At 35.7% G+C, this 12662-nt stretch carries 12 protein-coding genes and 1 pseudogene; 2 read left to right on the top strand and 11 right to left on the bottom strand.

What is annotated here, in order from left to right; genetic code table 11:
• Positions 1-7 precede the first annotated feature (7 nt).
• The 5 genes from IEW44_RS03030 to IEW44_RS03010 form a co-directional block, all read right to left on the bottom strand.
• Positions 8-541 carry a hypothetical protein gene (locus IEW44_RS03030; protein ID WP_188613550.1) on the bottom strand — a complete coding sequence of 178 codons (534 nt, stop codon included), beginning with the start codon at positions 539-541 and terminating at the stop codon, positions 8-10.
• Positions 538-1170 (bottom strand): ABC transporter ATP-binding protein, encoded by a 633-nt coding sequence (locus tag IEW44_RS03025; RefSeq protein WP_229704140.1) that lies wholly within the window; start codon positions 1168-1170, stop codon positions 538-540. The genes IEW44_RS03030 and IEW44_RS03025 overlap by 4 nt, the downstream gene beginning before the upstream one ends.
• Before the next feature lie 5 nt (positions 1171-1175).
• Positions 1176-1910 carry a hypothetical protein gene (locus IEW44_RS03020; protein WP_188613548.1) on the bottom strand — a complete coding sequence of 245 codons (735 nt, stop codon included), beginning with the start codon at positions 1908-1910 and terminating at the stop codon, positions 1176-1178.
• A complete protein-coding gene (locus tag IEW44_RS03015) occupies positions 1907-2740 on the bottom strand; it encodes a hypothetical protein (RefSeq protein ID WP_188613547.1) in 834 nt (277 codons plus the stop codon). Before IEW44_RS03015 ends, IEW44_RS03020 begins: the two co-directional genes overlap by 4 nt.
• Before the next feature lie 69 nt (positions 2741-2809).
• Positions 2810-3262 (bottom strand): hypothetical protein, encoded by a 453-nt coding sequence (locus IEW44_RS03010; protein WP_188613546.1) that lies wholly within the window; start codon positions 3260-3262, stop codon positions 2810-2812.
• Between the two features lie 333 nt (positions 3263-3595).
• Here IEW44_RS03010 and IEW44_RS03005 point away from each other — a divergent pair.
• A pseudogene (locus tag IEW44_RS03005) lies at positions 3596-4967 on the top strand (transposase).
• A 122-nt stretch (positions 4968-5089) separates the two neighbouring features.
• On the opposite strand, the gene IEW44_RS03000 reads toward IEW44_RS03005, so the two are convergent.
• The gene (locus IEW44_RS03000) at positions 5090-5659 is read right to left on the bottom strand and encodes a YpjP family protein (protein ID WP_188613545.1); all 570 of its coding nucleotides are present in this window, start codon (positions 5657-5659) and stop codon (positions 5090-5092) included.
• A 312-nt stretch (positions 5660-5971) separates the two neighbouring features.
• Between IEW44_RS03000 and IEW44_RS02995 the strand changes: the two genes are divergently transcribed.
• Positions 5972-6511: a hydrolase gene (locus IEW44_RS02995; protein WP_188613544.1), complete on the top strand. Its 540-nt coding sequence runs from the start codon at positions 5972-5974 to the stop codon at positions 6509-6511.
• Positions 6512-6689: 178 nt separating this feature from the next.
• Here IEW44_RS02995 and IEW44_RS02990 read toward each other — a convergent pair whose 3' ends face one another.
• From IEW44_RS02990 to IEW44_RS02970, 5 genes are all read right to left on the bottom strand, one after another.
• Positions 6690-8267, bottom strand: coding sequence for a DNA-binding protein (locus IEW44_RS02990; RefSeq protein ID WP_188613543.1), 1578 nt, complete (start codon positions 8265-8267; stop codon positions 6690-6692).
• Positions 8268-8902: 635 nt separating this feature from the next.
• Entirely contained in the window at positions 8903-9832 is a 930-nt protein-coding gene (locus tag IEW44_RS02985; protein ID WP_188613542.1) for a DUF4097 family beta strand repeat-containing protein, read from the bottom strand.
• 265 nt (positions 9833-10097) lie between these two features.
• Complete coding sequence (locus IEW44_RS02980) at positions 10098-10658, bottom strand: sugar transferase (protein WP_188613541.1); 561 nt, start codon at positions 10656-10658, stop codon at positions 10098-10100.
• Positions 10655-11791: a glycosyltransferase family 4 protein gene (locus IEW44_RS02975; protein ID WP_188613540.1), complete on the bottom strand. Its 1137-nt coding sequence runs from the start codon at positions 11789-11791 to the stop codon at positions 10655-10657. Before IEW44_RS02975 ends, IEW44_RS02980 begins: the two co-directional genes overlap by 4 nt.
• Positions 11792-11793: 2 nt before the next feature.
• Positions 11794-12651 (bottom strand): NAD-dependent epimerase/dehydratase family protein, encoded by an 858-nt coding sequence (locus IEW44_RS02970; protein ID WP_188613539.1) that lies wholly within the window; start codon positions 12649-12651, stop codon positions 11794-11796.
• Positions 12652-12662: the final 11 nt, after the last annotated feature.

The raw sequence follows: 12662 nt of genomic DNA, 5'->3' as shown, positions 1-12662 counted from the left end.
TTATATTTTACATGATTGGTCTAAAAACAACACTATAAATATTTTGACCATCACCAAGTTCCATCACTACTGATATTGACTCTATAGTTTCGCTTAATCTCACTGTTTTCCCTTCATGAATTTCTGTCATCGTTCGTATCATTAACATATCTTGCAATACTTCAAATGAATAGGCTTTTGGCTCTAGTATGGCTAAAACTTCATTTAAAGCTTGATGTGCTTCAACAGCATATTGTTTATTTTGCAAAGGACGAGCTTTCTCAAAAATCATCTGTGTCGTAGTCAATTTATCATCATCGTATTCTATTCTTACGATGATTCCGGCACTTTTATATTCATAGGTGAATTCTTCATCAGGTATTTTCGTAAACAGAGTTGTCGCTAATAATTGTGTTTCAAAATCACTAGGTGATATGTCAAATGTAATGAGTTGACTAAATCCTTCACTTTGCAGAAGTACTTGACTATCCACTTTAGGATGTAACTGGCCACATCCACTTAATACGACTAATAAGACAATAAGATACATATATTTCTTCATAGCATTCGTCCATTGTCGAGCTCATATACCTTGTTACATAATGTTGTAATTTGTCTATCATCATGAGTCGTTAATAAAATTGTTGTGCCCTTTTCTTGATACGCTTTTAATAAACATTGGAAGTTTTCAACACTTGCCTTATCCAACCCATTAAATGGCTCATCTAAAATCAGGATAGAGGGATTTTCCATAATGGCTTGTGCAATGCGTAATTTTTGTTTCATACCTAAGGAATATGCCCTCACTTTTTTATTAATGGCTTCCCCTAAGCCAACAACCTGCATTGCATGTATGATATCCTCTTTAGAAATTTTTTGTTGAATATTGGCTAAAATAGCTAAATTTTCGTAGCCAGTAATCGTATTTAAAAAGACTGGTGCCTCAATTAATACACCTGCATCACGAATAAAATGCGTGCCACATGTAATTTGCTCATCGTTAATGATAATTTCACCTGTATCAATGGTTATAAAACCACAGATTGCCTTCATAATCATCGTTTTACCTGACCCATTATGACCAACTAAACCTACACACTCGCCCTTATGGATATCAAATGAAATATCTTGAAATATAGGATGCTCCTTAATCTTTTTAGAAATATTTCTTACGCTTATTATAGCTGTCATCATAATTACTCCTTTTCTAACACTTGATAAGCCATCGACTCTTTAATTTTCTTAATACTAATCAGCAATACTGTAGCAACGATAAAAGTTGGTATAAAATATAAACGCGGATTATAAAATACAATATTTATTACATCACTATTCATTCCAAAAATTAAACACAGCATAATAATAAATAATAAGTAAAATTGTGCGATAATTGCATTTGTTTTAAGATAGATGAGTAACATAATTTGTGCTAGCCCATACAATAAAACTATACGTGAAATGGTAAATAACAGCATAATAGCAACAGTCTCTATCGTTAATGAGTCTTTAGGATAAGGGGCTAATAATTTGGTTACACCATAACTTATTAAAGTATAACTGACGCTATATACTATAATTTTTGTACATATACCTCGTTGCAAATAACGCAAAAAATGTTGCTGTGTACGTAATCTCGCTAATAATAAAGGATGATATGAGCGATCTAATCGTATAAAGCGCCACCCTGCTAGTAAAATACCTACCATATAAAACAAAAAGCTTGGTATACTTACCATATAATTGCTCGTATCAACAAATGGAAAGGTAGTGCTATCTGTAGAGCCTAACATAATGGCTAAATAATCCATATTATGTAGATCATATTCTAATAATTCTTGATATATGGCATAGTTAGCAATCACTCCATCTGCTACATTATAGCTAATATAACTCACTACAAATGCCATGCTTATTGCAATTAATACACTCATACTAGGTGCTCCTTGCTTATTTTTTTTATGCCAAAATAAATTATAATCACTGCCATAAAAGCGACAAATAAAATGGAAACATACATTTGCCATAACGGGACAGTCGTATTATACGCTACAATATTCGCCTGAATATCCAAATAAGGTAAGTTGAAATAAATTGCTATTCTCGTTTGTACAACAAAAAAAAGATAAACTGCTATAGGTAATATATATACGCGGTTGGTCCATAATGCTAAGCCTAAAGTTAACAATGCATATGAAAATATCATGGAGCCATAATAGCAAAATATCATAAACATAAACACAATATACGGATATTCACTATAAAACCCTTCTGGCAACCATGTATCAATACTACCTAAACTTGTTAGGCTAGGGACTGAGAAAAATCCTGCAATTGTAAAAATAAACGCCATACTCACAGTAACTGTAATTGTAACTATACTGGCATATTGCGTGATAGTGAACCAATATTGTTTCTTTAAGTTAGCAAAACGATGTTTACCATAAATAAAATAACTATGTAAGTCTTTTGTAAAAGGGATACAAGGTAATATACTAAATAGAGGGAAGATTAACGCCATATTAAACATGCTATACATAACAAAATACTCCCAAGTCAATACGCCTTCAAGATTTAATAAAATAAAACTTTTATACGCATCTGGATGAAGGTCTCCAGGGCGTTCCCAAATACTTTGTATTAACATTTGTAAACGTTCATTATACATAAAGTATGAAAACACCAAAATAAACATCAGTATCATACTATTTAATAACGTATACTTATTCCAAAATCGATATTTATATAAACGTAGAAATTTCATAATCTTCACTCCATTTTAAAAACCTATACCATGCATTTTGGTATAGGTTTAGGTTTACTATTACACTTATTAATATGTATCAGGCGACCATCGACCAGATATTGTCACTGTCCTATTCATAGCACTACCTTGATTACCTGTATTATGTGTTTTTGTCATACGTAATTCATATGCATGTCCTAGAGTAGCATGTCTGAAGTAAGGAAATACTGCCCTCTGTCCTCTTTGAAGCAAACCACCTGCAAATTTGGTACTTGTATATGGTGCATAAATTGTGCTAGTTATCCAAGCTGATCCCTTATCTCGATCTAGATTAACAACTGCACCTTCGCCACCTGGTTTAGTTGAATCCTTTATTTTTTTTATTGGCGCTGTTGCTTTTGCCTCATTTAAAAATGAAATAGTAAAATTGTTAAAAGGTAGAACTGTTTTATCGGAATTTGCATTTGCCTCTATAGCAAATGCACTTGTACAAATAGCTGCACCTAACACAGCACTTAAAAACTTTTTCTTTAAATTCATTAATGAAACCTCCTTTATCTCTCTACAAACCATATTACCATATAATTACTCAAATTGTAAACATTTTATATTTATTTGTAAAAAAACAAAAAAGGTACTTTATGTAGATTTAAACATAATACAAAATATATCGATTTTATATTATATACATTAGACAAAAAAGCGCTATCACAATTAAAAAGAGGCTGGGACATAACCCTGCTTATAAATGAAAAGCCCTTGAACTTTTACGCAATGTAAAAGTTCAAGGGCTTTGATTTTTGTGGTTAAAAAAGAACACCTTCTGTTAAAATAAAGTCACCAAAACAAAATCCAACAGAAAGAAGTGTTCTTATGTTTAAAAATTATACCATGAATCAACTGATTTTGCCTCTAGATATTGAAATGAAATTATAAGCTAACGATATTGCTTTTCATGTCCACAATTTAGTGGAAAGTATTCCACACGAAGCGTTCGCACCATTTCTTCGAAATGAGGGGTGTCCAGCTTACCATCCTCGTATGATGTGGTTGGCGCAAGGATATGAACCGAGTTATCGTACAATTAATCGCTTCCGTGTACATAAAGATATGAAGGAATTACTTCGTCAATGCTTTGTCCAATTCCGTTGCCAACTTATCGAAACCAAACAGATTGATAACGAAGCGATTTTTATTGATGGTACGAAAATTGAAGCGAACGCCAATAAATTCACCTTTGTGTGGAAAAAAGCCATCGTACGTTACCAGACTAATCTTATTGAAAAATCGCAGGCGGTGTACGATGAATTACTTGACCAATCGATTATCCTGGCAATTCAACGCGAAAACGAAGAAGAACTGACGCTACCTGAACTTGTCAAAGTCATTGAAGCTGTCGATGAGGTCGTCAAAGACTTTGATCAACAGATGCGCCGAAAAGAAAACACCTACGCCGACAACGTAAGCATCCGAAAGCCATGCGGAAAACATGGATTGACCTTGTGTTACGTAAACAAAAATACGCCAAGGACATGACGATTTTTGGCACACGAAATAGTTATGCGAAGATAGACCAGGATGCCACTTTTATGCGGATGAAAGATGATTATATGAGAAATGGGTAGTTAAAAGCAGGGTATAACGTACAAATTGCGACTGAACGACAGTATGCCCTTGCGTAGCAGATGCAGGCTACGGCAGCGAACAAAATTATGATGATATTCTGACAAATCGCAAGCGTGAAGCACTCATCACGTATCACTTTTAACGACACGAACAAAAGAAAAAGTATCGACAAAATCCCTTCAACACGGCTAACTGGCCCTATGATGAAACGACAGATAGCTATACCTGTCCTAACCAGCAAACGCTAACATTTCGTTACCCTTCGGTCCGTTCGGACCGAAATGGCTTCACCCGAACGTTCAAGGTATACCAATGCGAAAATTGTACAGACTGTCCTTTCCGTACGTCCTGTACAAAAGCTAAGGAAGGGAAGCATCGTACCTTAATGGTGAATGAAAAATGGGAAAACCAAAAGAATTATGTAAAAGCGAAGCTTTCAGCGGAAAAAACAGGCGCGATTTATCGAAAACGTAAAATCGATGTTGAACCTGTTTTTGGTCACCTGAAAGCTAATTTGCGTTTCACTCGCTTCTCCGTTCGCGGCAAAACGAAGGTTGCGAATGAAATGGGACTAGCATTGATAGCTGTGAACTTTCGCAAGTTCACAGCTAATCAATAAAAATACCCATAAAAAATTGAAAAAGAGAAATTGAGTGCGCTCAATTTCTCTTTTTCTTTGGCTGAACACTAGTTATGTCCCAGCCTCAAACTTATTATTCATTATATATTTTAGACTGCAACTTACGACAGCCATTTAGGTGGTGTGTTTTTTGACCAATAAATTTCGCCAAGATCGTGGTGTGTAGAGAAGTTATCTTGTGCTACATGATAGTGAAAATTGTAATAGAAACCCTCGCTTGGACGATTTTCTGTGCGCACATGGAAGCGAATCACGTCTTTACCTTGGTGTTGAACATGAAACATTTTTTCGGCATAACCACCGCTTGGATTTTCTGTTATAGTTAATTCATCTAACTCTGCACAGTTCAAAGCGATGGCTTCCTCAATTTTAGGAAAGATATAGGTATCAAAGTCATCGCTAATTTTTGGTGCGATGCGCGTACCAAACTTGACATATGATTGTTCTTTAGCTAAGTCTAGTAGTGATGGTTCTTCACTTTTGGGTGTTGGCTCGATTGCTTCAACGACTTCTGTTTTTGGTGTTTCTAAATCTGCTGCTTCTGCAAATGAGGATGAAGCACTTGCCTTACCACTATCGTCATTGTGCCAAATCTCGTGCATTGGTGTAATGACACCAAAGGTTAAAAAAGCTACTGTGACCATTAAACTTTGCTTTAACCATTTTTTCATTTACATTCACCTTCTTTATTTCTACAAAATTTTGAATTTTTATCACGGTTTATATAAACTACTACGCAAAAGTAGGATAAAAGGTTTCATACTTTTACATTTCATTGTACAATAAAAGAGTAAAACTGTACGTTTTTTTAAAGGAGGGCATTCACAATGTCAACAGTATTCGGAATTGGTTTCCTTGCATTATTAGCATACTTAACATCATTAAACTTTACAAACTAAAGGAAGGGCGAGCACAAATTTGTGCTCGTTCTCTTTTTTACACTACCCTTTTCATGCTACACTTACACTAAAGGGGGAATGTAAATGATTAACAAAGATGAAGCTTGTTTAGTGATTGTGGATGTACAAGGGAAATTGGCAGAAATGGTGTACGATAGTGAAAGACTTCTTGCTAATATTGAACGTTTGGTACAGGCCGTTACCATTTTTAATGTGCCTATTTTATGGTTAGAGCAATATCCTAAAGGTTTAGGTAAAACCTCAGAACAAATTGCTCAACATTTAACCCATCAACAACCTATTGAAAAAATCGAGTTTAATGCTTGTTTAAACGCTCAATTTACCAATGCCCTACAACAAACGGCACGTAAACAAATGATTGTTTGCGGTATTGAATCTCATATTTGTGTCTACCAAACTGCTGCTTCACTACAACAACTTGGTTATGAAGTAGAAGTCGTTGTAGATGCTGTATCCTCGCGCACAGAAGCGAATAAAAGGATTGGCATTGATAAGATGAAGGCAAAAGGAATTGCCCCAACAGCTACAGAAAGTGTCATTTATGAGTTAATGGCACGTGCTGGCACACCAGAGTTCAAACAAATCTTACCACTTATTAAATAACAGTAAAAAGGAAAAGGAATACCGCATTTGTGGTATTCCTTTTTATATGAGTATTTATTTTTACGCTTTTCACAGACCTCGTTCGCCTCATATACCATACAGAAAGCATGCTTATACAAAATAAAGCAATCTGCTTTGGCGCTCATACTATGGCTATTTCTTTTTCCACGACTATTCATCAATTTGCCACTTTATCTTGTATAGCCTCGCGCTGCTTAGCAACACTTATTGTAATAGCCTGTGTTACAACATTGTTTTTATTTTGACGCAAACGTAGATTCGCTTGACCGGTAATATTTGGATTAAACTGCATGTTAATCTGCTTTGTTGCCACACCTTGTGCATTTGCTAACATGGAGAAGGGGGTACTATATCCGTAACTTGTTGGCCAAGAGCCATTTATATTTTGTACTTTAGCAATTTGCTGACCACCTGTAATATAAGCACCTAATGTGATATCTGTTATCATTTGGTTTGGTTGCAATCCTTCAATTTTTACGGTTACAGTTTCTGTTGTATGATTTGCCATTATAGCATTATGCAATAACCTATAAAGTGGCTCTGCTATAGGTAACTCACTTGAACCAAATGAACCCGCAGCAAAGGAAGTTGCCTCATACCAACGATAGGTTGGTAATGGATTTGACCATGGTTCTTGTTGAGGTTCCGTTGAATGAAGAGGTTCTTCTATCGCTAATTGTGGCGATACTGTATCACGTGAGATATTTGTTTCCATAAATGACTGATAATCTTCTTGATTGGCTAACCAGTCTACCATATTTAACAGTAATGTACCATTATCGGCATCGGTAAAACCATCATATGTTTTCTTTATTTTTCCTGTCTCTTCATTGCGATATTTTGGTGTAGCATCCTCTACAGGTGATGAGTCACCAATGAAAGCAGCCTTACCTGCACCTAACTTAGCAATCGCAGCATATGCGCCCTCTGCAATACCTCCGCCATGGTATACTCCTTGGTCAACAGATGGCCCCCACTTATGAGTTGTTGTTAAACCATTTGGCATATGCACAATCCCTTTTGCTTGTTGAGGATTCGTAATTGCTAAAGTTGAACCTGCATGCATGGTCACTGTTGACACACCTGTTGTGATATTAAATGTATCTTGCGCGTTAACAACTGCTGTTGTTTTAATATCGCCAAGGGCATTATAACGGAAACGAATACCAAAGTTATCACTTAACCAGTCTGTACTCGCTATACCTTGCATGGCATTTGAATTTTTCTCAGATACTGACATCCCTTTTGTAGGATCTGTATAGGCACCTCTACGATAACCATTCATTACTTCTGAAGAATCCCAGCGATTTTTATTACGATCTGCATTATAATGGTCAGAAATAAAGAAAATACTACCTCCGTTTTCCACATAGGCAATCATAGCATCTTGCTCAGACTTTTTAAAAGGGATATTAGCTTCGGGAATAATAAATACATCATAGTTTTGTAAGTCTTGCCATGTAAATGGTGTTGTTTTACGCAACTCTGTTACGTAATAACCTCTACTTGCAATCCCTTCTGCAAAGTCAGAAAATGCACCATCAATTACCCAATCCGCTTGCCCAGCAGTTTGAGCATGCATATTATCGAAGAGTACAGATTGGCCATTCGGCTGTGTTGGCACAATCTCTGGTGCAGGGTCGTCTAAACCTTCTGCATACGTTGTACTAACGCTGACTATATTTACACACAAAAGCATAGTAATAATAGCAATAAACTTGTTTGGTATTTTCATTATTTTCCCTCCTCTCTGCTATTACACTCCCACATTAGCAAATTACTGTTATAAAAATTTGAATATATCGTAAATTTTTGATTAACATAAGTAAATCCCATTGATAAATCCAACTAAAAGATACTAATCTCTTTTATCATTTTAGTATGGAACTTTATCCGATTAATAATACATATTACTCAATTTTTTATTATAAAAAAGCAATGATTTCACCTAATCTTTGGTGTGAATCATTGCTTTTTGAAATTAAACTATAGCCATTATATGCAATCATTAATGTATATTTTTCTCCCTTATTCAAGGATTGCATAAAGTGTGAAAATAATGTCCCCCATAATCTAAAACGCTATATAGACGATTAGCGCCATAACTTGCATTTGTTTGGTTACTTAGTGTCCCTGCAAACACAGATATTGATACTAGACTAATTGTTGCGGCTAATCCTATAGTTGCTATTTTTTTCAACAAAATAAACTACCTTTTTTATATTTAAAGGAAATATATTTATATAATGGTAATAAATTAAACAAAAGATATAATAAATGGAATATAATATTTCAAATGAAATGATTTATCAATATCACCACTCTATATCTGTAGAGCAAGATAAGTGTACTGTTACAATCAAGGTTATTTTATGATGATTGACGAATAACAATATCACCGTTCGTCGCTTCTGTTTGGATTTGTTGTGTACCTTTGCCCATATTGATCGTTGTTGCCTTGCTAAATTCTTGCTTAATATCGCCTATATCAATAACAATATCACCTGATGTGACATTGGCTTTTATGCTAAAATCTTTATTTTTTTCTGGGAGTTGTATGTTTTGCTCTCCACTTGTTGTATGAGCTTTTATGGTGCCATCCCACTTTATAAAGTCTATGACAATGTCACCACTCGTAGCTATCATGGTTGCATTTGTTGTTGCAATTTCACGAAATGTTTGCTCTCCACTTGTCGTTTCAACTTCAAGTTGTGCAGCTTTTAGCGCATTGGCTGTAATATCACCACTTGTGGCATGTAAGGTTATTGTTTGTGCTTCACTATTATGTAATGTGACGTCACCACTTGTCGTTATCATTTTATGTTGTTCACTCGTAATATTCTTGGCTATAATATCACCACTTGTCGCTACCATCTCCATTTTCATGGCATGAATATAGTTTGCCTTAATATCACCACTTGTGGCATTCGCTATTATCGATTGTGCAGTCCTTATTTCTTTGATGACTTGATCCCCTGATGACGTTTTTAACGTAATATTTGTTATTTTATTTGGCACATATACTGTCATTTTTACATTTTTCGCTCTACTCCATGCAAAGATACTAATATGATTGCTTGGCTTATATGTAAGCTCAATAGTATCTTCGCTTTTTTCGACGTGTAGCTTCGTCATTTCTTTATACTTGGGTGACACCTGCCCTGTGACAGCTACCGTAATGTTATGTTGGTCTGTTGCCACAACTTCAATGTCGGCATTAGTTGTTTCAACTGCAATAGCTTGCTTATGCTGTAGCGGGATTTCCATCTCCTCTGAGACATCAACACGTGTTACGTTCATATAATTCTAGACAATTGCTATTATAGCTACTGCACCTAATCCTATTACTACTTTCTTATTCATACTTGAACCACCTTTCTGTTCTGTTATACCATATTGTACCCGTTGCATATAGCAACTCTTATGCCATTTACGCAACGTAAAGGCAATAACATTAGATATCTAACAGAACAAGTCATACTCTAACACAAATGATAACCATCCCTCTTAGTGATGAATATAAAAACATGTTTGCATCATTTGTGCAAACATGTTTCTCATGCGATTATGACTTAATATCACGCGTGGCAAGTACGCGAATAAAAGTATGAAACATAATATAACAATCCAAACGCCACCCTCTATGCTCCACATAATATTGGTCATAGTATACTTTTTGTTCATCTGTGATAAAATCGCGTCCATTAATTTGAGCATAACCTGTTAAACCTGGCTTTACAGATTCAATATTACACATTTCGCGCATTTCAATTAATTCGTATTGAGTGTACAGTGCCGGTCTCGGACCAACAAAAGACATATCGCCTCTTATAATATTAATGAGTTGTGGTAATTCATCCAAGCTCGTTTTACGTAAAAAGCGTCCACTTGGTGTAATATATTGCGCATGGTTAGCTAAAGCATCAGTAGCAACATTGGGTGTATTGATGTACATGGTGCGAAACTTCCAAATATAAAAATTTTGATGATGTTGCCCTGCGCGTTTTTGTTTGAATATGATAGGCCCAGGTGAATCATATTTAATCCAAACAGCAATCATTATCATTGGCACACAAGTTACTACTACTAATAATGTTGCTAATACAACGTCAGAAAAACGTTTCATACAGAAGGCGTCACCCTTTCGCTTGTCGTTTGCAAAGTATGATAGACATCTACTTGTTTTTGTAAAACGATAGCTTCATCAAATTGATTTAAGAATATAGCGCGGCTTTTTGCACCGTATTGTTGAATAAGTATTGGTGTTGAGAGTAAATATGCCATACACTCTTTTAAGCTATCCACATCTGCTGGCTCACATAATAGCCCATTCACGGCATGACTAACTTCTTCACGACACCCTCTAATATTAGTTGCAATAATCGCTTTACCCATTGCCATCGCTTCAATAATCGAACGTGGCAAACCCTCACGATAGGAGGGCAAGACAAAAATATCTGCCGCATGTAGTAACGCTGGGATATCATGTCGTAAGCCTAAAAATAGGATGCGTGGATGATGGGTTGTGAGATTAGCTAAACTACGATCACCATTTACTGTATCACCTACAATAAGAAGATATGCCTCTTGCTGAGGTAATTGTTCAAATGCTTGAATTAACTCTTCCACACCTTTCTCCTTCACAAGACGACCCACAAAAATAAAAACAGGTGCTTGTTGGTCAATCCCTAGCTGGTCCCGAATTATGGAATGCTTATAATGCGCTGGATTAAATTTATTGCGGTCTACACCGTTACTAATATGTGTTAAATATTGCGGTGCTTTAAAGCGCTTTTCTACTGCTAATGTATAATCCTCGATACTTTGAAAAAAGATTTCGTCGGTAAAAAGGCGAGCAAACACTTTCTCTAAATGATAAGCTACAGCATATTGCCATTTGGGCATATTATCATGAAAATAAAAGCCATGCGCAGTATAAATAATAGTAGGAACGCCTGCTAATTTTGCCGCAAAACGCGCAATTAAACTAGCTATTGGCGTATGTGCATGTACCACATCATATCGCTCTTGGCGCAATAACTGATAGAGTGCCGCAATACTTTTAACATGAGCTGTTATTTGTAAACTGCGACTAAATGGAATGTGATGTACTTGATAGGCTTGTAACATTGCTTGACTCTCATCACTTACACAGCAAGCAATATGTGTCGTGTACCCCTTGTTTTGTAATGTATCTACGAGTGGTAATAAAAATTTTTGTGCTGTAAAATCAATGGCTGTCACTTGTAAAACCTTCATAATTAAAGTAGCCCCTTTCGCTTTAACAACGTGATTTCTTGTCGTATGCCTTGCTCAAAACTTCGTGGTTGATAGCCAAAGACTTGCGTTGCTTTATTGTGTGGATATGCTTTATCTTCTTGTAAACGCTTGACTTGTTCTTCTTTAATAATGGATTGTGGTAGCCATGTCACAATTTTTTGTGCCCAAGTAAGGGGCACATAACAAAGGACTATAGAGCGATTCAATTCACGTGCAATCAACTGCACAATAGCTTTATACGTCTTGACACTTCCGCCAGATAAATCAAAATCCATATTACGTATGTTTTTTTGCTGATAAATATCATAAATCGCTTGTGCCAAATCTTCTACATGTACAGGTTGCATCGTTGACTCCCCTGAGCCAAACATTGGAAATACACGACTACACTGTAAAAAACGAATGAGTTTATGCATATTATGGTCTTGGTCATTACCATAAATCATTGTCGGTCTTACAATCACATAAGGTACATGGTATGACTGAGAAAAAATGGTATGCTCAATTTCTTCATACTGTGCTCTTGCTTCTTGATAGATTGAATAAACACCTGTAGTATGGACAGCAATTACACGTTTCACTGCATATTGCTCTGCAAGTTGCATGAGCATTGGTGTAAAGCGAATATTAGCAATGTGTATCATTTCTGTAATAGGATATTTTGTGAGCAATTGTGCCACCAAATCTTTATCCGATAAATCGCCATGTATATAAATCACATGAGCAGTTGATTGTTTTGAACGATCTCTTGTGATGGTTACAATAGGGAAATCACTTTCCTGACATAGTGCGAGAAATTGTTGCCCTGTGTTACCTGTTAACCCTGTTACAAATAACATTGACTCCCCAC

Source organism: Lysinibacillus alkalisoli, assembly GCF_014643595.1.
GTDB classification, from domain to species: domain Bacteria; phylum Bacillota; class Bacilli; order Bacillales_A; family Planococcaceae; genus Metalysinibacillus; species Metalysinibacillus alkalisoli.
This window is presented reverse-complemented; position numbering and strand designations above follow the sequence as displayed.